This window comes from Paraburkholderia sp. CNPSo 3272, from assembly GCF_024206495.1.
GTDB lineage: Bacteria > Pseudomonadota > Gammaproteobacteria > Burkholderiales > Burkholderiaceae > Paraburkholderia.
The window spans coordinates 147,409-168,717 of record NZ_JAMBPQ010000006.1 but is presented as its reverse complement, the minus strand read 5'-3'; the positions used below and the strand labels follow the sequence as shown (position 1 = coordinate 168,717).

Sequence of the window (21,309 nt, the reverse complement as noted above, 5' to 3'; positions counted from 1 at the left end):
TCAGATAAATGCCCGTGCTTGACGGGCCATTCGCATCCAGACGAGAGAACCTCACATGAACCCATCGACCAACCCAGGCGGGCCGGCCCAGCTGACTGGCGCGAAGTTCGCGCTCGGCACCTTCGCCGTGGCGCTCGCCACCTTTATGAACGTGCTGGATTCGTCGATTGCAAACGTCGCGATTCCCACGCTCTCCGGCAACCTCGGCGTGTCGATCGATGAAGGCACGTGGGTCATCACGCTGTTTGCCGCGGCCAACGCGGTGTCCATTCCGTTGACCGGGTGGCTGACGCAGCGCGTGGGCCAGGTCAAGCTGTTCGTCTGGGCGATCCTGCTGTTCGTGCTCTCCTCGGCAGCCTGTGGTATGGCGCCGAACCTGCTGACGCTGCTCGTCGCCCGTATCGTTCAGGGCGCCGTGGCGGGGCCGCTGGTGCCGTTGTCGCAAGCCTTGCTACTCGCTTCCTTCCCCAAGGAAAAGAGTTCGAACGCGCTGGCGCTGTGGGCGATGACCGCAACCGTTGGACCCATCGCGGGCCCGGCGCTCGGCGGATGGATCACCGACAGCTACAGCTGGTCGTGGATCTTCTATATCAACGTGCCGGTCGGCCTGTTCGCCGCCGGCGTGATATGGGCGATCTACCGCGACCGCGAGACCCCGGCGCGCAAACTGCCCATCGACAAGGTCGGGCTGATCTCGCTCATCGCGTGGGTCGCGCCGCTGCAGATCATGCTCGACAAGGGCAAGGACCTCGACTGGTTCAGCTCGCCGGTCATCTGGGTGCTCACCATCGTCGCCGCGGTCAGCTTCGTGTTCTTCCTGATCTGGGAATTGACTGAGGAAAAGCCGATCGTCAACCTGCGGCTGTTCGCCAAACGCAACTTCCTCGGCGGCACGATTGCGATCTCGGTCGCGTATGCGATCTTCTTTGCAAACCTCGTGATTCTGCCGCAGTGGATCCAGGGCTTTCTCGGCTACCGCGCGGTGGATGCGGGGCTCGCCACCGCGCCGCTGGGGATTTTCGCCGTGATCCTGGCCCCCGTGATGGGCAAGGTCATGCCGCGCTCCGACCTGCGTGTGCTCGCCACGCTGGCATTCGTGGGCTTCGCGGCCGTGTTCTTCATGCGCTCGAACTACACGACCGGCGTGGATGCGTGGACGCTGATTCTGCCGACGCTGCTGCAAGGCATTCCCACGGCGCTGTTCTTCACGCCGCTCACCGGCATCATCCTCTCGGGTCTGCGGCCCGACGAGATTCCGGCGGCCGCGGGCCTGTCGAACTTCGCGCGCATTTTCGCCGGCGCCGTGGGCACATCGCTCATGAGCAATGCCTGGAACGACCGCACGATCCTCCATCACGCCCGGCTCGCCGAGCAGACGAGCGTGGAGAATCCGGCTTTCACCGGCGCCATCGCGCACCTGCAGGCAACGCTGGGTGGAGGCATTCCCAAGGCCACGGCCTTCTACGAAGCCTCGCTCAGCGCGCAAGCCACCATGCTGGGGTTAAACGACATCTTCTGGATCTCGGCGGTGATCTTCATCGTCATCATCCCGCTGATCTGGGTGACGCGGCCGGTCAAGGGCGGTGGCGCGGGCGCGGCAGGCGCGGGCGGACACTGAATTCAGCAGTCGAACCCGGTCCCGAGGGCAGACAAGTCTCGCGTGTTTTTCTTGACAGTTATCTGATAATGCAGATATTGTGCCGTTCAACACGGAGGATGCGCGATGGACCATTACACGACGAGAAATTTCATGCTTACGGAAAGTGTCGGCTTCAGGATCGTCAAGGCGCGCAATTTGATCGTCGCGGAGATGGATTCCGCGCTCAAGGACCTCGACATCACGGGCCAGCAAATGGGCATTCTGCTTTCGCTGAAGCAGGGTGTGGCGACCACGCCGTTCGAACTGTCGAAGCTGCTCGGCATCGATACGGGTCTCATGACGCGGATGCTGGACAAGCTGGAAACAAAGGGTCTGCTTGAGCGTTCGCGCGACGCAGACGACCGTCGTGTGGTCAATCTGAACCTCACGGCAAAGGGAATGGAAACGGCAACGCAGATTCCGGAAGTCGCGCCGCAAGTGTTGAACGCACGCCTGCGTAAATTCACCAAGGCGGAGTTTGCCGAGCTGAACCGCCTGCTTCGCAAGTTCACAGACGACTGAACGGTGCGGCCGTGGCGCCGCGCTTTTTTTCGACCATTAATCTGATATGTCAGAAAATGAAATCTCAGACTTCTAAAGCAAACATCGGTACCGGTACGCTGAAGCTGGGCGTATCGGCGATCGCAATGGCCGCGCTGGCGGCGTGCGCCAACTACGCGGGCATCCACAGCGACAAGCAGATGGCTCAGCCGCAACAGTTCGAGACGGCGCAGAGCCTGCCGCAAGAGCAGGGACACTGGCCGTCCGCCGATTGGGTCGACCAGTTCGGCGACGCGCAGCTGAAGGCGCTGATTGCCGAAGCGCTGCAGGGCAACCCGAGCGTCGAGCAGGCCAAGGCGCGAGTCGCTCAGGCGCAGGCCTATAGCGAAACCGCGAAGGCGGGCACGCTGCCGCGCGTGGACGCGAGCTACACGCTCACGCGCCAGCAGTACAGCAGCACGGCGCTGATTCCGCCGCCGTATGCCGGCTCGTGGCAGACCGAAAACAAGGGGCTGCTCACCGCATCCTACGATCTCGATCTGTGGGGCAAGAACCGCGAGGCGCTGCGAGCAGCCGTTTCGGAGACGGCCGCGAGCGAAGCCGACGAGGAAGTGGTCAAGCTCACGCTGGATACCTCGATCGCCCGCAGCTACAACCAGCTGGCGCGGCTCTACGCGCTGCGCGACATTGCGCAGGAAGAAGTCACGCGCCGCGAGCAGATCGACCGCATCACGGCGGGCCGCATTGCCACGGGCCTCGACACGCAGGTGGAGCGCAAGACCGCGCAGGCGAACCTGGCGACGAGCCGCTCGCGGGTGAGCGCGCTCGACGGCAGCATTCTCACGACGCGCTACCAGCTGGCCGCGCTACTGGGCAAGGGCCCCGACCGCGGTCTCGCGATCACGCGGCCGACGCTCGGCGTAGGCGACGAGGTGCGTTTGCCGGACAACCTGCCCGCCGACCTCGTGAGCCGGCGCCCGGATATCGTCGCGGCGCGTTGGCGTGTGGACGCGATCACGCACGAGGTCAAGGAAGCCAAGGCCGAGTTCTATCCGGACATCAACCTGAGCGCCGCGATCGGTCTGGATGCGTTCGGCTTCGGCCGTTTCCTGACCGCCGCGAGCCGCACGGCGTCGGTCGGCCCCGCGGTCCACCTGCCGATCTTCGACGGCGGCGAGCTGCGTGCGCAGTTGAAGGGCCGCTACGCCGAGTTCGACTACGCCGTGGCGGCCTACGACCAGACGCTCATTGGCGCGCTCAGCGGCGTGGCCACGCAGCTCGCGAAGATCCATTCGAGCGATGCGCAGCTCGTCGATGCCCAAACCGCGCAGCAGGCGGCACGCGATGCCGACCAGCTCGCGATCACGCAATACAAGGGCGGCCTGACCAATCAGCTCACGGTGCTCAACGCCGATGTCACGGCGCTGAATGCCGACGAAGCCATCGCCAACCTGAAGATGGATCGCCGCGACGAGCAGATCGCGCTGGCTTCGGACCTGGGTGGCGGCTATGTCGACACTTCAGCCGATACCGGCCACCACGCGGACGTTGCGGCCCAAGCCAACCCTCAAGCCAATTCCGTCATTGCCGCCGCACGTTGAACGGCATGTTTGCAAACCCGTCAGGAGAACTGAGATGAGCGAAACGATCACGACCGACCACAAGCCGGTGGATCAACTCGACGAAAAGAAAGGCGGCGCGCAAGCGGCCCCGGCCAACAACGACCAGCAGTCCACGCCCCCAGGCCGCCGCAAGCGCCTGATCGCGCTGCTCGGCGCCGTCACCTTGGTTGCCGGCGCGGCGTATGGCGCGTACTACTTCACGGAAGGCCGCTTTTACGAGTCGACCGACGACGCCTATGTGAGCGGCAATCTCGTGCAGCTCACGCCGCAGGTCACGGGCACGGTGGTGGCCGTCAACACCGACGACACGCAGATCGTGAAGCAGGGCGACCCGGTCGTGACGCTCGATCCGGCCGACGCAAGGATCGCGCTGGCCGATGCCGAAGCGTCGCTCGGCCAAACCGTGCGCCGGGTGAGCGGACTTTATGTCAACAACGACTTCTATGCCGCGAACGTGGCGCAACGCGAATCGGACCTGGCCCGCGCCAACGACGACCTGCGCCGTCGCACGGCCGTCGCGGAGTCGGGCGCCGTTTCCGCCGAAGACGTCGCCCACGCGCGCGACGCCGTGCAGGCCGCCCAGGCCGCGCTCGACGCCGCACGCCAGCAAGGGGCGGCTAATCACGCGCTGACCGACCGCACGTCAGTCGAACAGCATCCGGACGTGCAGGCGGCGGCCTCGAAAGTGCGGGCGGCCTGGCTCGCGTATGCGCGAGATACCTTGCCCGCACCCGTGACGGGTTATGTGGCGCAGCGCCAGGTGCAGGTGGGCGAGCGCGTGTCGCCCGGCACGCCGCTCATGGCGATCGTGCCGCTCGACGGCGTGTGGGTGGATGCGAACTTCAAGGAAGTGCAGCTCAAGCACATGCGCGTTGGCCAGCCGGTGACGCTCATTGCCGATGTCTATGGCTCCAGCGCGAAGTATCACGGTCGCATCGAAGGTTTTTCGGCGGGTACAGGCAGCGCCTTCGCGACGCTGCCGGCGCAGAACGCCACGGGCAACTGGATCAAGATCGTGCAGCGCCTGCCGGTGCGCATCGAACTCGATCCACGCGAACTCGCGGCGCGTCCGCTGCGCATCGGTCTTTCGATGACGGTGGACGCCGATACGCACGACGAATCCGGCTCGCAGCTCGGCGCGGCGCAAAACACGCGCTATCGCACGGACGTCTTCGCACAGTACGATGCGCAAGCCGACGGCGAGATCGAAAAGATCATCAAGCAGAACGAAATGGCTGCGCCGGCGACTGCGTCACAACCCTCGCCGCAGCATGTGGCTGCGCGCGATCATAAGGGCAACGCGGGCTGAGGGAGCCTGGTGGGGGCCTGGCAAAGCGCCCTCGACGCATTGGCGGTTCGAATGTCGGGGCGCGAGGCCGCGCCCGCACAGCTGCATTCTTCGGCGATGCGGACGAAAATCCGCATCATGTCCAGCTTTCCAATACGCGGTTTGCACGGAAAGATCTGCGTCGCACCCAACTGAGACGCAAACTCGCGCCACGCCAGATTTTCCTATAAATGCAGGCGAATCTGTTCCGCAAAGGTGCGTATCACTTCTTCGTTACGTGAAAGAAACATCCATTGTCCGACTCGCGTCGAGACGAGCAGTCCCGCTTCGACCAGCACGGCAAGGTGCGCCGACACGGTGGACTGCGAGAGCCCGCTGCGCGCCTGGATGGCGTGTGCGGGCACGCCGCGGCCCAGATCGACATGGCCCTCTGGAAAGGCCTCGGCGGGGATCTTCAGCCACGCGAGGATGTCGCGCCGCAGTGGATTGGCGAGGGCCTTGTGGATCCGGTTCGCGTCTATCATGGCGTTCCTTGTGCGCGCTCGCCGCTTCAATGCGGCTGCATCAACAACGTCCTGGCGATGGTTCCCGCCGCGCTCTCCCCAAGGTCTTCCCGCACGATCGACAACGCCAGATGAATACCGGCGCTTGCGCCGCCCGATGAATAGAGGTTGCCATCCTTCAGGCAGCCGGGATTGGACATGACGTGCACGCGTGGATATTCGGCCGCGAGGCGACGAGCGTCGCGCCAATGCGTGGTCAGCCAGCGACGGTCGGCAACGCCGGCGCACGCCAGCAGAAACGCGCCATTTGAAATGCAGGCCAGCCTGCGCGTGGCGGGCCCGGCGTCGCCGAGCCACGTCACGAGTTCTCGATGCTCATGCGCTGAGCTGACCACGGGAGACCCGGGCACCACGACGACGTCGAACGGCGCGCTGGTTTCCAACAGGGATTCCGTGGTGCCCACCGCCGTGCCGTTGGAAGACAGCACGGGCCCAGGCGAGGTCCCGACGAGGTGCGGTTCATAAAACGCGCCGCCATACAGGCGATTCGCTGCATGAAACACATCCATCGGGCCGCTCACCTCGAGCAGTTGAAAGCCTGCGTAAAGCATCATCGCGACACGCATGCGTCGTTACCCCGTGAACGCCTGCTCGACCAACGCGGATTGCCGCGCGACGTGCGCCGAATGGTAGCCCGGCGCGGTCGATGCGCCGGCATCAGGACCGGCGTAGATGAGCTTCGCGCCCGTGGGCAGGAGTTCGCGCAACTGCGGCTCGACGAAACTCCACGCGCCCTGGTTGCGCGACTCCTCCTGACACCAGACGAGCGTCTTCAGGTTGGAATAGCGCGCGAGTTCGGCAGCCAACTGTTGCGCGGGAAACGGATAAAGCTGTTCGACGCGGATGATCGGCGTGTCGGTCGCGCTCGCGCGGCGATGCTCGAGCAATTCGTAGTACACCTTGCCCGTGGCCACAATAACGCGCTCGACGCTGGATTCCCGCGATGCCTCGACCCGCGTATCCGGCAGGACTTCGTGGAATGCGCCCTCGCTCAATGCTTCAAATGTGCTGACCGCTTCCGGGTGCCGCAACAGCGACTTGGGTGTCATGACGACAAGCGGGCGGCGATCGGAGTCGAGCGCCTGCCTGCGCAGCAAATGGAATAGCTGCGCGGGCGTGGTCGGCTGGGCGACGCGCATGTTGTCCTGCGCGCTCAGTTGCAGATATCGTTCGAGCCTCGCCGATGCGTGCTCGGGCCCCGCGCCTTCCTGACCGTGAGGAAGGAAGAGCGTCAGGCCGCTGTGTTGCCCCCACTTTGCGGCGCCCGCTGCGATGAACTGATCGATCACTACCTGCGCGCCGTTTGCGAAGTCGCCGAATTGCGCCTCCCAGATCACTAGCGCATCGCGATTCACCGTCGTGTAGCCGTACTCGAACGCGAGCACCGCCGCTTCGGAAAGGATGGAGTTCGTCACGCTGAAGTGGCCTGGGACGTTGCCACTCGCATCAGCGAGGTGATCGAGCGGAATATAGACGCCATCAGGCCGGTTCACGCGCGTTTGATCGTGGAGCACGGCGTGACGATGATTGAACGTCCCCCGCGCGCTATCCTGCCCGCTCAGTCGAACGCTGACTCCCGCGCCGAGCAGGGAAGCGAATGCCAGATGCTCGCCCATGCCCCAGTCGAGCGGCTGCTTTCCCGAGGCCATTTCCTGGCGCCCGGTCATCATCTTCTTGACGAGCGGATGAAGCGCCAGGCCTTCAGGAACGGTCGAGATCTGATGCGCGAGACCGCGCAGCGCTTCAGTCGAAGGGGCGGACCGGGAAGCTGGCCTGGCCGCTTCTTCTCGTGAGAAGGAAGCATCGGAGCCGTCGGTTTCGTTCGCATGCCTGAGCAGTTCACGCCGCGCGCTGACGTAGCCATCTGCTTCTTCGGCTGTCAACACGCCTTGTTGAATCAGCTTGTGGGCATAGCGTGTTCTCACGCCGGGGTGACTGGCGATCGCGCGATACATCAGCGGCTGCGTGATGCCCGGCGTGTCCTGTTCCTGGTGCCCGTATTTGCGGAAGCACACGAGATCGATGACGACGCTCCGCTTGAACGCGGTGCGATAGTCGAGGGCGAGGCGCACCGCCATCGCGACGGCTTCGGGGTCGTCGCCATTCACATGCAGGATGGGCGCCTCGATCGTCTTCGCGACGTCCGTGGTGTAGAACGACGAACGCGTGTCGCGCGGATCGGAGGTCGTGAAGCCGATCCGATTGTTGATGACGATATGAAGGGTGCCGCCCGTGCCGTGGCCGCGCGTATAGGAGAGGCCCAAGGTTTCCATTACGACACCCTGGCCGGACATTGCCGCGTCGCCGTGAATCTCGACCGGCAGAACCTCGACGCCGTCGGTGCTGCCGAGGAGCTCGCCCTTGGCGCGCGCCATGCCCTGCACGACCGGATTGACGATTTCCAGATGCGACGGGTTGAACGCGAGCGTGACCTCGACCGGCCCATGAGGGGTGTCGACCGAACTCGCAAAGCCCTTATGGTACTTCACGTCGCCTGCGGTAAGTCGTTCGGAATCCTTGCCATCGAACTCGTCGAACAGCGCACGCAACGGCTTGCCGACGATATTCACCAGAACATTCAGGCGTCCGCGGTGCGCCATGCCCATCACCACCGCGCGCAGCTTTTTCGAAGCGCCGTAGCGGACGACTTCGTCGAGCATCGGAATCAGCGACTCCGCGCCTTCGAGCGAGAAGCGCGTCTGCCCGACGTAGCGTGCATGCAGGTATTTCTCGAGGCCTTCTGCCGCGCTCAGTCGTTCCAGCAGTCGACGCTTTTCCGGGGCCTGCAGCGACGGCCTCGCTCGCGTGGATTCGAGCTGCATCTGCCACCAGCGTCGCTGCTCTGCGTCGGTCAGATGCATGAACTCGGCGCCGAGCGTGCCCGTGTAGGTTTGCTCCAGTGCCGCGACGAGTTCCTGCAGCGTGGCGTCGTCGTCGAACAGGAACGTGTCCGCGGTGCTGAAGGTCGTCGCCATGTCCGCGGGCGTCAGGCCGTAGTAAGCCGGGGTCAATTCGGCGTAGGCGCGCGGCGGGGTCCACATCAGCGGATCGAGATCGGCCGTGCGCGTGCCGATCATGCGGAACGCGGCGATCAGCGACTGTACCGCGACCTGCTTGCGCGCGAGGCCAAGACCGGAGTCGTTCGCGACGGTGGTATCGGCCTGGACGATCGTGCGCGGCGGCCGCTTCGCATGCTCGACAAAGCGGGAAATGACGGGGGCGTGCGGCTCGTCGTCGCGATCGCTGCCGTCGATAGCGGGCGTTTCGCGCAATGCATCGAACCACGCCCGCCATTCACTGGTGACCGCCTCCGGCTCAGCCAGGTAAGTTTCATATTGCTCTTCGACGTAGGGGGCGTTGCCCCCGAAGAGGAAAGAGCTCTGACGTTCTTTCAACATGATGAGTCTGCCTTTGGTCGGTGTGCGGTCCAATGTCGGGTGCAACACGTGGGGTGGTGGCGCTAACGCCTGCCGGTCCGCGCGGGTTGTTTGCCAGCCGCAGTCGTGAACACAGTCTAGTTATGCGGGGCAGCGGGCGAAACGCGCGCGTGGTGCCGCCGCCTGCCAACTAGTGGACGTTTTGGGCCACGCTGCCGATTTGTTACACCGACGCAAAATACTTTTTCCGGGGACAGACTGCATCGCTTAACGGCGATGCGTTAAGCTGCGCCACGGTCCTGGTTGGGACGCCACCTCTGAAGGTCACGGCATGAAAGTCGCCATTGTTGTATTCGATGGTGTGCAGGCGCTAGATGTTGCAGGCCCACTCGATGTGTTCGCCGAGGCGAATACATTTCTCTCCGAGCATCAGCGCTATGAGGTGACGCTCGTCGGGCGCGAGGCGGGCGCCGTGACCTGCTCGAACGGCATGCAACTGGCGGTCTCCCGCGGCTATGCCGACAGCGACGTGCAATGGGACCTGCTGCTCGTGGCTGGCGGGCCGCAGTTGCCCGACGTGCATCCGTCGAATGAGTTTCTGGCCTGGCTGCAAAACCAGGCGCGCAGTGCGAGCCGCTTTGGTTCGGTGTGCAACGGCGCTTTCGTGCTCGCTCATGCAGGGCTGCTCGACGGCAAGGAAGTGACGACCCACTGGTCGGATGCCGGGCGTCTGTCCAATGAATTCCCGCACGCCAATGTGCAGCCGGACCGCATTTTCGTTCGCGACGGGCGGCTGTTCACGTCGGCGGGCGTGACCGCGGGCATCGATCTGTGCCTCGCGCTGGTGGCCGAAGACTGGGGACACGAACTGGCGGTGCGGGTTGCGAAGCGGCTGGTGGTGTATATCCAGCGCGAAGGGGGGCAGTCTCAGTACAGCCCGTATGTCGGCGCCGGCAAGGACGAGGACCCCATACTCAGTAAGGTGTATCGCTACGTGAGCGAACATATCACCGATACGCTTTCGATCGAGGCGCTGGCGAGCGCGGCTGCCGTGAGCCGGCGCACCTTGTCGCGCATATTCGCCAAAAACGCCAAGGTGACGCCCTCCGGATTCGTCGAGCAGGTTCGCGTCGACACGGCGAGGAAACTCCTGGAGGACACGGATGCACCGCTCAAGACGGTCGCATTCAAATGCGGCTTTCATAGCGCCACGCATATGCGCACGACGTTCTCGCGGCGCCTGAACGTCACGCCAAAACAATATCGCCTGCGATTCCGCGGGGAGGCGAGTGCGTAGCGACGATTCCCTGGCGGAGCTGGCAAACGCCAATGCCGCGCCATTGCTTCCCGATATCATCGAACCCCGCTTGTCGGTCTTGTTTTGCGGAATCAATCCGGGCATGCGTGCGGCGGCCACGGGGCGCCACTTCGATGGCAGAGGGAACCGCTTTTGGCGAGTGCTCCATCGCGCTGGTTTTACGCCCGAAGAATTTCGCCCCGAGAACGACCGTGAGTTGCTGCAGCATGGCTTTGGTCTGACTACGGCGGTCTCGCGCGCGACGGCACGCGCGGACGAATTGTCCAGAGCGGAGATTCAGGCTGCCGGGGCGCAATTCGAACTCAAGGTTCAATACTACGCGCCACGGTTCATCGCCTTTCTTGGCAAGATGGCGCTTGCCGAAATGTCCGGCCAGCGCGATATCCAATGGGGTTTGCAATCGAGCAGGTTCGGCGGCGCGCGTGTGTGGGTTCTGCCGAACCCTAGCGGCTTGAATCGCGCATACAGCCTCGACGCGCTCGTGAGCGCGTACCGCGAACTTCGGATGGCGGCTCAGTCGTCTTCAATCGTCGAGTGAATGAATAAGCGGCTGTAGATAAGGGGCTGGCGCTTCGGAACGCCTCCTTGTGAGTTCGCGATTATCTTGAGCCGGCGTACATTCGCCTTCGGTCTTCAATCCGCTCGCACATTGAAGATACGGGTTGTTGCGCAGCGTTTCGGTCACGAACTCCACGAAGGACCGGATCTTTCCACTCGTACCGCGCCGTTCGACGTGAAGCAGGCTGACGGGCACCGATTCGGGCTCGTATGCGCGCAAAACGGGCACCAGATTTCCGCAAGCGACTTCGGTTGCGGCCTGATAAGACAGCAACTGCGTGATACCTACGCCGTCTTGCGCGGCCGAAATGGCGGCGGGCGCGAGATTGACGATCAGGCGCGGCTGCAGTCGTACAGGAATCTTTGCGTTGTTTTCGTAAAACATCCACTCGAACGGTTGGGAAACACCGGTAAAGGACACGCAGTGGTGGCCGGCCAGGTCTCGCGGATGCATGGGCTCACCATGCCCGGCGAGATAAGCGGGGGACGCGAAGGTTTGCCGCCGCACGGATCCCAGGCGCACCGCGAAAGTCGACGAATCTTCGAGACGGCCAATACGTATGGCGACATCCATACCTTCTTCGAGCAGGCGCGTGGGACGATCGAGGTAAACGGCGTTCACACTGACGTCGGGATAGCGCAGCGAGTAGGCGTTGACGAGCGGAGCGATAAAGCGCTGGCCGAGTTGCACCGGCGCCGTAATCGTGAGCGTGCCCACCGGGTTGGCGAGATTCGTGGCGATATGCGACTCTGCGTCGGTGATGCCATCCAGCAGTTTGCGGCAGGCCTCGAGGTAAGCGACGCCGGCGTCCGTGGGCCGCAACGAGCGTGTCGTGCGCGCGAGCAGCTGGGCGCCCAGGCGCGTTTCGAGCGCGTTCACCGCCCGCGACACCGCCGCTCGCGACAAGCCGAATTTTTCAGATGCGGCGCTGAAGCTGCCGCGTTCGATGATGGCTACAAAAACCTCCATCTCGCGTAATCTGTCCATCTTGACTTCCCAATCCAGGTCTCTTGCAAACGGATAACAAAAGTAGAAGCCTTTCGGCACCTACCGTTGCCGGTTCGTTTTCAAACTTCGTTAATCGTCTTCACAGCGATTAGCCCGCGGCCTTAATGCATACGCCGCGATTCTAAGCATCCTGTGCCTTCTGTTGACGTCTCGCCACCTGGATTGGCTCAAAAGCGTGCAGAACTGACCCATGCGTAATCAGTCAGGTTTGCGTTGACGCGGCGCACATGCGCTGGCGGACCTTGCCCGGTCGGCCTGGCAAAATTCTCGTACTAGATGGCCCAAAATCAGACCAGGCGAGGCTTTAAGAAATTGGGTTCATCTCTGACAATAAAGCCGTCAGTGAACAGCAACAATGCGCGGCGAAAACGATGGTGTGGTCATCGTATCGCATGAGGACGCAGGGCACTGAATGGCCCCACAGTGAAATAGCCACATCAAACAGTACAGCTAACGAAACCCGGGAAGTTGCTGATCGCCATGACAACCGCGAACCCTTTGACGACTGGAACGAAAGCGGCAACGGAACCACAGGCGCTGGAGCCACGCCCTGTGCGCGAAGCCGCGTCGCCGGCGCCGCCTGCCCCCGCGCAAGTGGCGTTCACGGGGCGCATCGTGGTGGGCCTGCTCGGCATGTTGTTCGCTTCGTTGCTGGCCATCCTCAACGAACAGGTGACTGCGGCGGCGATGGCCGATATCCAGGGCGCGTTCCTGATCGGGCATGACGACGGGACGTGGCTCACCTCGCTGTTCGAAGCCGCCAATGTCGCGACGATGGTATTCGCCCCCTGGTTCGGCATCACCCTTACGCTCAAGCGCTTCACGATCGGCGCCGTGCTCGCCACGATGTTGTTCGGATTGCTGTGCCCGTTTGCGCCGAATCTGGCGACGCTCTACGTCTTGCGTATCTTCCAGGGAATCGCGGGCGGCTGTCTGCCCCCCATGCTGATCATCGTGGCGCTGCGTTATCTGCCGCCTAAATTCAAGCTGTATGGGCTCGCCGGCTATGCGCTCACGGCAACCTTCGGGCCGGCGCTCGGGACACCGCTCGCCGCCGTGTGGACGGAGTTCGTGAGCTGGCGCATGGCGTTCTGGCAAATCATTCCGCTCGGCGTGCTGTGCTGTATCGCGATTCAGCAGGGGCTGCCCGCCGATCCGGTCAAGCTCGAGCGCTTTCGTGCCTTCAACTGGATAGGCTTGATTGCGGGCTTCCCCGCGTTTGCCATGCTCGTGACCGGGCTTTTGCAAGGCGACCGGCTCGACTGGTTCGAATCGGACTTTATCCGCGTGATGTTGGGCGGCGGCATTCTGCTGCTCGTGGTCTTCCTCGTCAACGAGTGGTTTCAGCCCGTGCCCTTTTTCAAGCTCCAGTTACTCGAGCGCAGGAATTTCACGCACGGACTATCGACCTTGGTCGGCACCGTGATTCTGCTGGTGGGCGTCGCGGCGATACCCGGGCAGTTTCTCGCCAAGGTTCACGCGTACCGGCCGCTGCAGACCGCGCCGCTCTCGCTGCTGCTCGCCATTCCGCTGCTGATTACGCTTCCTTTTGCGGCGGCGTTATTGAACACGCGGCGCGCCGATCACCGCTGGGTGATCGCAATCGGTCTGTCGCTGATGTTCACGACGTGCGCCCTCGGCAGCTTCATGACGTCCGAATGGATTCGCGACAACTTCTATGTGCTGCAGGTGCTGCAGATCATCGCGCAGCCCCTGGTGATCATGTCGATCCTCATGGGCGTCACGACGGGTTTGCCGCCGCCGGAGGGGCCGTTCGCTTCCGCCATGTTCAATACGGTCAAGACGTTCTCCGCCGCCATGGCATCGGGTCTGATCGAGGGGGTGGGCACCGCGCGCGAACATTTCCATTCGAGCATGCTCGTCGACCAGTTGGGCAACCGCGCACTGGTGGCGGGCCCTGGCCTCGACACCCCCTACGCGCTGGGGCAACTCGCACACCGTATTCACGAGCAGGCCGTCGTGCTGACTTCCGCCGATCTCTACCGGGTGATGGCGTGCGTTGCGCTCGTTCTGCTTCTTCTTGTTCCGGTGCTGCCGGTGCGGATCTATCCGCCGTGGAGCACTACGCCGCCCGCTTCGAAATGAGGTCCGTTCTCCATGTCATCGACTAAACCCACACCCTCACCGTCCAGGTTGAAATGGCTTCGTATTGCGGCAGTCGTCGCCGTTGTCGGCGTCGCTGCGTGGGGCGGCACGAAGCTCCTGTCTCACTCCAGTTCGGAATCCACGAACGACGCCTACGTCACCGCGGATTTCACGCTCGTCGCGCCGCGAGTCGCCGGGCAGATCGCGGACGTGCTGGTGAATGACAACGAGGACGTGAAGGCCGGCCAGTTGCTGGTGCGAATCGACGACCGCGACTATCACGCCGCGTTGATGAGCGCTGAGGCGGAGGTGGCGGGCGCGAAGGCGTCGGTGGCGAACTTCGACGCGCAGATCGCACGCCAGCCGTCGCTCGTCGATCAGGCGCGCGCCACGCTGCGCGCCGACGACGCGTCGATCGGCTTTGCGCGTGCCAACGCAGCGCGCTACCAGAATCTTTCCACGGCGGGGGCGGGGACTGCACAGGAGCAGCAACAGGCTTCGAGCACGCTCGCCGAGCAGCTCGCGCAGCAGTCGCACGATCAGGCGGTGCTGTCGGCGACCCAGCAAAACCTGGACGTCTTGCGCACCGAGCGCGACAAGGCCGCCGGTGCGCTCCAACACGCCGAGGCGGTGCTCGAACAGGCGAAGCTCAACCTCTCCTATACGGAGGTCCGCGCGCCCGTCGACGGCAAGGTCGGGCGCCGCTCGGCGCGGGTCGGCGCATTCGTGACGCCCGGCGCACCGGTGCTGGCAATCGTTCCGCTTTCGGATGCCTATGTCGTGGCCAACTTCCAGGAGAGCCAGATCGCGAATATGCGGCCCGGCGAAAGCGTGCGCGTGACGGTCGACAGCCTTCCCGGCGTCGTGATCCGTGGCCGCATCGACAGCCTCGCGCCGGCGACCGGCGTGAGCTTTGCGCCGATCGCACCCGACAACGCCACGGGCAACTTTACGAAGGTGGTGCAGCGCGTGCCCGTCAAGATCACGATCGATCGCGGGCAGCCTGCTGCGGCGGCATTGAGCGTCGGGCTCTCGGTGGAAGCCGAAGTGGCCGTTGGCCGGGGCGAGGAAGCGACGGCCGAGGGAGCGGAAAGAAAATGAACACGAGCAAATATGCTGGCCGTGCGATCGTTCTCGCGGTTCTCGCGTGCCTGGCGTTCCTGACAATAGCCGGTTGCACAGTGGGTCCAAACTTCGAACCGCCGAAGTCGCCGACGCCGGAGGTCTTCAACCGCACACAAACGGCGCAGGCGCCGAGCAAAGCCGTGGAAGGCCAGTTTGGTCCAGAGTGGTGGACGCTGTTCAACGACCCGGTACTGAACGGCCTGGAAAAGCAACTGGCCGACGCGAACCTGGACGTGGCCGCCGCCTCTGCACGCCTGCTGCAAAGCCGCGCCGAGCGCCGCGTTGCGGGCGCAGCCGAATATCCGACGCTCGACGGCGCCGCATCGTATAACCGCGAACGCGGCAGTGAGAACGGCATCCTCTCGCTGCTCGGCGTGACGCCGACGCAGAGTCAGCCGCAGTCGGCCTCGGGCAGCGCGCCCCTCGGCGTGGCGGCCATGCCGGGCTCCAAGGGTTCGCCCGCCTATAACCTGTATCAGGTCGGCTTCGATGCTTCATGGGAGGTCGATATATGGGGCCGCGTGCGACGCAGCGTGGAAGCGGCGACGGCGCTGTCCGAAGCCTCGTATGAGGACCGGAACGCGGTCTTGCTGAGCGCGCGCGCGGAGCTTGCGCGAGACTATATCGAGTTGCGCGACACGCAGGAACTCCTGCAGATCGCGCATCAAAACCTGGACATCGCCAACGACGCGCTGAAACTCACGCAGGTGCGCGCGCATGAAGGCGTCACGACGGATCTCGATGTTTCGAACGCTGCGGCGCAGGTAGCGAATATCGAAAGCCTGATTCCCACGCTCGAATCGCACTCCGAAACGACGATCAATGCCATCGGCCTGCTGCTCGGCGCGGAACCGGGCGCGCTGCGCCAGACGCTGGCTGCAACGCAGGAAGTGCCGGTGCTGCCCGCGCAGGTGCCGATCGGTTTTCCTTCCGAACTCGTGCAGCGCCGGCCGGACATCCGCAAGGCGGAAGCCGAACTCCACGCGGCGACGGCGTCGATCGGCGTGGCGAAGGCCGATTTTTATCCGCGCATCATGCTCAACGGCAGCGCGGGCTTTCAGAGTCTTCAGCTCTCGAGTCTGGCCAGTTGGGCGTCCGGGCAGTTCGTCGTTGGCCCTTCCATTACATTTCCGATCTTCGAAGGCGGTCGCCTGAAAGGGACGCTCCAGCTGCGCGAGGCGCAACAGCAGGAGGCGGCGATTGCCTACAAGGAGACGGTGCTGCGCGCGTGGCAGGAGGTGGACGACGCGCTCGTCACCTACGACGCCGAACAGCGCCGCCGCGACCGGCTGGCCCAGGCCGTGACGATGAACGAGCGCGCGCTCTCGGTCGCGCGGGAGCGGTACAAGGCCGGGGCGCTCGACTATCTCGACGTATTGAACGTGCAGAAGCAACTGCTCGAAGCACAAAGCAATCTCGAACAAAGCAGAGCCACGGCGGCTACGAATCTCATTACGCTTTGTAAAGCGCTGGGAGGGGGATGGGAGTCGACATATGGCGGGTAATCGATAGCCCGAACGATAGCGCAAACTCGCGCCGCGCCGCAAAGCCATTCGACCCTTCGGAGAGCCGTGATATGTGCTTTGTCTCGATGGCCAGAAACGAGCCGGGAATGTCCCAAAGCCGTCGAAGCTAGCCCATCGGCAGGGAGTCGTAAAACGTAGACTGTTCTCGTCGGCGGTCTTTGCCTGCCGATCCTGGCGGGGAGTCATGGTGATGCCCGGCCACTTGACTTGATGCGCGCTGCGAGGCGGATTTTCTTCGATCCACGCGCAGCGCCCAAACCCACGAAAGGAAGGATGTATGAGCGAAGCCGATCAGGGCGCGGTGCGCCAACTGAAACATTTCATCGACGGTCAATACACGGCTGGCGCGAGCGGCCGGTTCAACGACGTCTACGATCCCGCGCAGGGCCGCATGACGGCGCGCGTGCCGGTTGCGAATGCCACTGAGGTTGCCGCCGCCGTCGCGGCCGCGAAAACCGCGTTTGCGCCCTGGAGCGAAACCCCGCCGCTCAAACGCGCGCGCTTGATGTTCAAGTTCAAGGAACTGCTCGAGGCCCACCTCGACGAAATCGCCGAACTCATTACACGCGACCACGGCAAGCTCCTTTCGGACGCCAGGGGCGAGGTGATGCGCGGCATCGAAATCGTCGAATTCGCGTGCGGGATTCCGAACCTCCTCAAGACCGGCTTCACCGACCAAAGCAGCAGCGGCGTCGACAGCTGGAATTTGCGTCAGCCGTTGGGCGTGATTGCCGGCGTCACACCATTCAATTTCCCCGTGGTGGTGCCGTGCTGGATGTTCGTCATGGCGGCCGCGACCGGCAACACGTTCATCCTCAAGCCCTCGGAGCGCACGCCGTCGTCATCGATCCGGCTGGCGGAACTCTTCATCGAGGCGGGCTTTCCCAACGGTGTGTTCAACGTGGTGAACGGCGACAAGGGCACCGTCGATGCGCTGATCCAGCATCCCGACGTGGCCGCGATGTCCGTCGTCGCCTCCACGCCGGTGGCCGAATATATCTACGCAGAGGGCGCCAAACGCGGCAAGCGCGTGCAGGCGCTGGGTAGTGCCAAGAATCATCTCGTCGTCATGCCCGACGCGAATCTCGATCAGGCCGTCGATGCGCTGATCAACTCCGCATACGGCTCGGCGGGCGAGCGCTGCATGGCGACGTCGGTCGCGGTGGCGGTAGGCCGCATTGGCGACGAACTGATCGAGCGTCTCGCGCCGCGCGTGCGCGCGCTGCGCATCGGTGCGGGCATGGAACGCGATCTCGACATGGGGCCGCTCATCAGCGCGGCGCATCGCACCAAGGTGACGGGGTATATCGATGCGGGCGTCGCCGCTGGCGCGAAGCTCGTGGTGGACGGGCGTGGCCATACCGTGGCGGGGCACGAAGAGGGCTTCTTCCTCGGCGGCTCGCTCTTCGACGACGTGAAGCCGGATATGAAGATCTATCGGGAAGAGATTTTCGGGCCGGTGCTTTCGGTGGTGCGCGTGCCGGATCTCCAGAGCGCAATCGAACTCGTCAACGCCCACGAACTGGGCAATTGCGTCACGCTGTTCACGGCCGATGGCGCCGCGGCACGCACTTTTACCCGGCAGATTCAGATTGGCATGGTGGGCATCAACGTGCCAAGTCCGGTGCCGTCGGCGTGGCATTCATTCGGGGGCTGGAAGCGTTCGCTGTTCGGCGATCATCACGCCTACGGCGAAGAAGCCGTGCGCTTCTACACGCGCTACAAGAGCGTGACGCAGCGCTGGCCCGACAGCATCGACAAGGGCGCGGAATTTGCCATGGCCGCGCCGAAGTAAGTTAGGCGCGGCGTGAAAACGCCGCGCGCTTGAAGATGGCCGGCTGTCTATCGCTTTGCAGTTTGCGTAGTCGGTCTTTCGAAGCGAACGAGTGCTGTCGTACTTTATCCCGGAGGTTGTTCATGCAACACGCGAATCTACGTGAAGTGCTGAATGCGCACTGGCAGGCGTCCGCGGCCGGCGATCTCGAAGCCGAACACGACATCTACGCCGACGACGCAATCTGCGACTACCCCCAGTCGGGCGAACGCATTCTCGGGCGCAGGAATTTGCAGGCGCTGCGCGGACATCATCCCGGCAAACCTTCCGGTTTCAAGGTCAGAAGCATGCAGGGCGAAGGCAACCTCTGGGTGACCGAATACACCATCGCCTACCAGGGGCGATCCGCTTTCACTGTGAGCATCATGGAATTCCGTGACGGCAAAGTCGTTCACGAGACCCAATATTTTTCGGAATCCTTTGAAGCGCCCGCTTGGCGCAGCCAATGGGTTGAGAAAATCACGACCAGCTAACGCGTGGGCGGCTCAGGCCGTCACGGGGTGACGGCGTTGACGAGTTCGCCAGCGGTGCGCTCGCGCAGGCGCGGCGACGCGAAGTCGAGGAACGCGCGCAGCTTCAGCGGCAGGGGCGCTTGCCCCGCATGCACGAGATTGACGGGCAGCGGCGCCGCTTCAAACGCCTCGAGCACGACGCGCAACTCGTTGGCGCGAACGGCGCGTGCCACCTGGTAGGACAGCACGCGTATGAGCCCCACGCCGAGGATCGCGGCTTCGATAGCGGCGTCCGCTGTATTCACGGCAAGCCGCGAATGAACCGGCACGGACTGCTCCGACTTGCCGGAGCCGAAAGCCCACGCCCGCAGCGACGCGAGCGCCTCGAAGGTAACGCATTGATGGGCGGCCAGGTCCGCAGGTTCAGCGGGCGCGCCGTGCTTCTCGAGATAGGCGGGGCTGGCGCAAATGACCCGGCGCACCGTGCCCACGCGCGTCGCGATCAACGTGCTGTCGGGCAGCTCGCCAATGCGCACCGCGACGTCCGCGTGTTCATCCATCAGATGAACGACGCGATCGGTCAGCAGGAGATTGATGTCGATCTCCGGATAGTGCGCGAGGAATTCCGCCACCACCGGCACCACGTGCAAGCGGCCGAACGCAACGGGCGCGGTGACCACGAGTTCGCCTTTGGGCGCGGCATATTCCCCCGTTGCGGCGCGCTCGGCTTCGCCGATGTCTTCGAGAATGCGCCGGCACGCGGCCACGTATGCGCTGCCGGCTTCCGTCAATGAAAGCTTGCGCGTCGTGCGGTGAAAGAGGCGCGTCTTCAGGTGCGCTTCCAGCTCCCCCACCTTGCGGCTCACCGTGGCGAGCGGCATGTCGAGACGCCGCGCGGCAGCCGAGAGACTGCCCGCGTCGGCGACCGCAACGAGGATGGCCATGGCTTCGAGGCGATTCATGGACCCTATCAAATAGTGGAAGGATGAATCTTGATCGTGAGGGATTCTCTTCGTAAATGCAAGCGCGTAACGTTCGACCTCAATCTGGCTCGCGGCAAATCGCTGCAACGACCGGAGAAATTCAACGAACAAGGAGGTTGTCGTGAGCGGCTTACCCAGCACCCGAGAAAGTGCAGCTACGCCCGCCGTCGCATCGCGCGGCAAGATCGTCATGATGGCGATCATCGCAGGAGCAGTGATCACAAACATCTATTGCACGCAGCCGATTCTGCCGCTGATCGCAGCGAGTCTGCGGGTCAACATCACAGGCGTCGATTTCGTCGCCGGCGCCGCGCTGCTCGGCTTCTCAACCGGCCTCGCGCTGCTGCTGCCGCTTGGCGACCGCTTCGACCGGCGCAAGCTCGTACTCACGCAAATCGCACTCGCGCTCGTTTTTGCGGCGACCGCGGCGGTTGCGCCCGGCATCTCGGCGTTGATCGCTGCTTCGTTTGCGCTCGGCATCGTGAGTTGCGTGCCCCAGCAGCTCGTGCCGTTCGCCGCCGTCATGTCGTTGCCGAGCGAGCGCGGGCGTAATGTGGGCACCGTCGTGAGCGGCATCATGGTCGGCATCCTGGTCGGCCGTACGATCGCGGGGGTAATCGGCGCGGCGTGGGGCTGGCGCGCGGTGTACGGCACGGAAGCCGCGTTCATGGTGCCGGTTTTCATCGCCGCCGCTGCGCTGCTGCCGAAGGGCGTGCCCTCGACGAATCTTTCATATGGGCGTCTGCTCGCTTCGCTGTGGCCGCTCGTTCGCGACAATCGTCCGATTCGCGAATCGATGATCATCCAGGCGTTGCTGTGGGCCTGTTTCAACGCCTTCTGGGTCAATCTCGCCGCACTCCTCAAGAGCGGGCCGTGGCACCTCGGCAGCGCGTGGGCGGGTGGCTTCGGCATCATCGGCGCGGCCGGCGCATTCGCCGCCTCGCTGGGCGGCAACGCCACCGACCGCGTGGGCTTCCGCAAGGTCATCGGCGCCAGTATCGGCATCGCGACGCTCGCCTACGTGCTTCTCTCCGGCGCGGCCACGTCGCTCACACTGCTGATCGTGGGCGTGATCGTGCTCGATATCGGCGTGCAGTCCGGTCTCGTCTCCAACCAGACGCGCGCCTTCTCGGTCGATCCGAAAGCGCAAGGCCGCATCAACAGCCTTTATATGACGGCCACCTTCTTCGGCGGCGCAGTCGGTGCGACGGTCAGCGGCTGGCTCATGAGCCGCTTTGGCTGGTCGGGCATCGTCGCCTTCGGTGTCGCGCTCGGCATCGTGGCTGCCGCCATCCACTGGATCGGTGCGCCTCGCGAGTCCGCGGGCCGGGTCCCATCAAAGGCAGATTGATTCAAGGCGTCGAGCATCTGCTTGCTGGAATCCGCCGCGGTTAGGGGCGATGCCAGC

The 21,309-nt window shown here is 63.8% G+C and carries 17 protein-coding genes and 1 pseudogene; 12 read left to right on the top strand and 6 right to left on the bottom strand.

The window, feature by feature from the left end:
- The first annotated feature begins 55 nt into the window (after positions 1-55).
- From M3I53_RS10195 to M3I53_RS10180, 4 genes are all read left to right on the top strand, one after another.
- Positions 56-1,618 (top strand): DHA2 family efflux MFS transporter permease subunit, encoded by a 1,563-nt coding sequence (locus M3I53_RS10195; protein WP_254315821.1) that lies wholly within the window; start codon positions 56-58, stop codon positions 1,616-1,618.
- A gap of 105 nt (positions 1,619-1,723) precedes the next feature.
- Entirely contained in the window at positions 1,724-2,161 is a 438-nt protein-coding gene (locus tag M3I53_RS10190) for a MarR family winged helix-turn-helix transcriptional regulator (RefSeq protein ID WP_254315820.1), read from the top strand.
- Between the two features lie 56 nt (positions 2,162-2,217).
- Positions 2,218-3,741, top strand: a complete 1,524-nt coding sequence (locus M3I53_RS10185) for an efflux transporter outer membrane subunit (RefSeq protein WP_254315819.1) — start codon at positions 2,218-2,220, stop codon at positions 3,739-3,741.
- A gap of 34 nt (positions 3,742-3,775) precedes the next feature.
- Positions 3,776-5,071 carry an HlyD family efflux transporter periplasmic adaptor subunit gene (locus M3I53_RS10180; protein WP_254315818.1) on the top strand — a complete coding sequence of 432 codons (1,296 nt, stop codon included), beginning with the start codon at positions 3,776-3,778 and terminating at the stop codon, positions 5,069-5,071.
- A 2-nt stretch (positions 5,072-5,073) separates the two neighbouring features.
- Here the strand turns inward: M3I53_RS10180 and M3I53_RS38435 are convergent.
- The 4 genes and pseudogenes from M3I53_RS38435 to M3I53_RS10160 form a co-directional block, all read right to left on the bottom strand.
- Positions 5,074-5,190: pseudogene (locus M3I53_RS38435) on the bottom strand (LysR family transcriptional regulator); the annotation flags it as partial.
- Between the two features lie 84 nt (positions 5,191-5,274).
- Positions 5,275-5,574: a helix-turn-helix transcriptional regulator gene (locus M3I53_RS10170; RefSeq protein WP_254315817.1), complete on the bottom strand. Its 300-nt coding sequence runs from the start codon at positions 5,572-5,574 to the stop codon at positions 5,275-5,277.
- 26 nt (positions 5,575-5,600) lie between these two features.
- Positions 5,601-6,167 carry a DJ-1/PfpI family protein gene (locus M3I53_RS10165; RefSeq protein ID WP_254315816.1) on the bottom strand — a complete coding sequence of 189 codons (567 nt, stop codon included), beginning with the start codon at positions 6,165-6,167 and terminating at the stop codon, positions 5,601-5,603.
- Positions 6,168-6,185: 18 nt separating this feature from the next.
- On the bottom strand, positions 6,186-9,011 hold the full coding sequence (locus M3I53_RS10160; RefSeq protein WP_254315815.1) for a 2-oxoglutarate dehydrogenase E1 component: 2,826 nt from the start codon (positions 9,009-9,011) through the stop codon (positions 6,186-6,188).
- A 310-nt stretch (positions 9,012-9,321) separates the two neighbouring features.
- Here M3I53_RS10160 and M3I53_RS10155 point away from each other — a divergent pair, with 310 nt between their 5' ends.
- The gene (locus M3I53_RS10155) at positions 9,322-10,287 is read left to right on the top strand and encodes a GlxA family transcriptional regulator (RefSeq protein WP_254315814.1); all 966 of its coding nucleotides are present in this window, start codon (positions 9,322-9,324) and stop codon (positions 10,285-10,287) included.
- On the top strand, positions 10,280-10,846 hold the full coding sequence (mug, locus tag M3I53_RS10150) for a G/U mismatch-specific DNA glycosylase (RefSeq protein ID WP_254315813.1): 567 nt from the start codon (positions 10,280-10,282) through the stop codon (positions 10,844-10,846). The genes M3I53_RS10155 and mug overlap by 8 nt, the downstream gene beginning before the upstream one ends.
- Here mug and M3I53_RS10145 read toward each other — a convergent pair.
- Positions 10,832-11,854: a LysR family transcriptional regulator gene (locus M3I53_RS10145; RefSeq protein WP_254315812.1), complete on the bottom strand. Its 1,023-nt coding sequence runs from the start codon at positions 11,852-11,854 to the stop codon at positions 10,832-10,834. The genes mug and M3I53_RS10145 overlap by 15 nt on opposite strands.
- 501 nt (positions 11,855-12,355) lie before the next feature.
- On the opposite strand from M3I53_RS10145, the gene M3I53_RS10140 reads away from it, so the two are divergent.
- From M3I53_RS10140 to M3I53_RS10120, 5 genes are all read left to right on the top strand, one after another.
- Positions 12,356-13,981 carry an MFS transporter gene (locus tag M3I53_RS10140; RefSeq protein ID WP_254315811.1) on the top strand — a complete coding sequence of 542 codons (1,626 nt, stop codon included), beginning with the start codon at positions 12,356-12,358 and terminating at the stop codon, positions 13,979-13,981.
- A 12-nt stretch (positions 13,982-13,993) separates the two neighbouring features.
- The gene (locus M3I53_RS10135) at positions 13,994-15,082 is read left to right on the top strand and encodes an HlyD family secretion protein (protein ID WP_254315810.1); all 1,089 of its coding nucleotides are present in this window, start codon (positions 13,994-13,996) and stop codon (positions 15,080-15,082) included.
- Entirely contained in the window at positions 15,079-16,611 is a 1,533-nt protein-coding gene (locus tag M3I53_RS10130) for an efflux transporter outer membrane subunit (RefSeq protein WP_254315809.1), read from the top strand. The genes M3I53_RS10135 and M3I53_RS10130 overlap by 4 nt, the downstream gene beginning before the upstream one ends.
- A gap of 298 nt (positions 16,612-16,909) precedes the next feature.
- Positions 16,910-18,427 (top strand): CoA-acylating methylmalonate-semialdehyde dehydrogenase, encoded by a 1,518-nt coding sequence (locus tag M3I53_RS10125; protein WP_254315808.1) that lies wholly within the window; start codon positions 16,910-16,912, stop codon positions 18,425-18,427.
- 122 nt (positions 18,428-18,549) lie between these two features.
- On the top strand, positions 18,550-18,939 hold the full coding sequence (locus M3I53_RS10120; protein WP_254315807.1) for a nuclear transport factor 2 family protein: 390 nt from the start codon (positions 18,550-18,552) through the stop codon (positions 18,937-18,939).
- 20 nt (positions 18,940-18,959) lie between these two features.
- Here M3I53_RS10120 and M3I53_RS10115 read toward each other — a convergent pair whose 3' ends face one another.
- Entirely contained in the window at positions 18,960-19,880 is a 921-nt protein-coding gene (locus M3I53_RS10115) for a LysR family transcriptional regulator (protein ID WP_254315806.1), read from the bottom strand.
- A gap of 142 nt (positions 19,881-20,022) precedes the next feature.
- Here M3I53_RS10115 and M3I53_RS10110 point away from each other — a divergent pair, with 142 nt between their 5' ends.
- Entirely contained in the window at positions 20,023-21,252 is a 1,230-nt protein-coding gene (locus tag M3I53_RS10110) for an MFS transporter (protein ID WP_254315805.1), read from the top strand.
- The last annotated feature ends 57 nt before the right edge of the window (positions 21,253-21,309 follow it).

Coding starts and splice junctions, on each gene's coding strand:
- M3I53_RS10170 (WP_254315817.1), bottom strand. CDS start 5,574: ATGATAGACGCGAACCGGATCCACAAGGCCCTCGCCAATCCACTGCGG.
- M3I53_RS10120 (WP_254315807.1), top strand. CDS start 18,550: ATGCAACACGCGAATCTACGTGAAGTGCTGAATGCGCACTGGCAGGCG.
- M3I53_RS10165 (WP_254315816.1), bottom strand. CDS start 6,167: ATGATGCTTTACGCAGGCTTTCAACTGCTCGAGGTGAGCGGCCCGATG.
- M3I53_RS10125 (WP_254315808.1), top strand. CDS start 16,910: ATGAGCGAAGCCGATCAGGGCGCGGTGCGCCAACTGAAACATTTCATC.
- M3I53_RS10190 (WP_254315820.1), top strand. CDS start 1,724: ATGGACCATTACACGACGAGAAATTTCATGCTTACGGAAAGTGTCGGC.
- M3I53_RS10130 (WP_254315809.1), top strand. CDS start 15,079: ATGAACACGAGCAAATATGCTGGCCGTGCGATCGTTCTCGCGGTTCTC.
- M3I53_RS10115 (WP_254315806.1), bottom strand. CDS start 19,880: ATGAATCGCCTCGAAGCCATGGCCATCCTCGTTGCGGTCGCCGACGCG.
- M3I53_RS10135 (WP_254315810.1), top strand. CDS start 13,994: ATGTCATCGACTAAACCCACACCCTCACCGTCCAGGTTGAAATGGCTT.
- M3I53_RS10180 (WP_254315818.1), top strand. CDS start 3,776: ATGAGCGAAACGATCACGACCGACCACAAGCCGGTGGATCAACTCGAC.
- M3I53_RS10155 (WP_254315814.1), top strand. CDS start 9,322: ATGAAAGTCGCCATTGTTGTATTCGATGGTGTGCAGGCGCTAGATGTT.
- M3I53_RS10185 (WP_254315819.1), top strand. CDS start 2,218: ATGAAATCTCAGACTTCTAAAGCAAACATCGGTACCGGTACGCTGAAG.
- M3I53_RS10145 (WP_254315812.1), bottom strand. CDS start 11,854: ATGGACAGATTACGCGAGATGGAGGTTTTTGTAGCCATCATCGAACGC.
- M3I53_RS10160 (WP_254315815.1), bottom strand. CDS start 9,011: ATGTTGAAAGAACGTCAGAGCTCTTTCCTCTTCGGGGGCAACGCCCCC.
- M3I53_RS10195 (WP_254315821.1), top strand. CDS start 56: ATGAACCCATCGACCAACCCAGGCGGGCCGGCCCAGCTGACTGGCGCG.
- M3I53_RS10140 (WP_254315811.1), top strand. CDS start 12,356: ATGACAACCGCGAACCCTTTGACGACTGGAACGAAAGCGGCAACGGAA.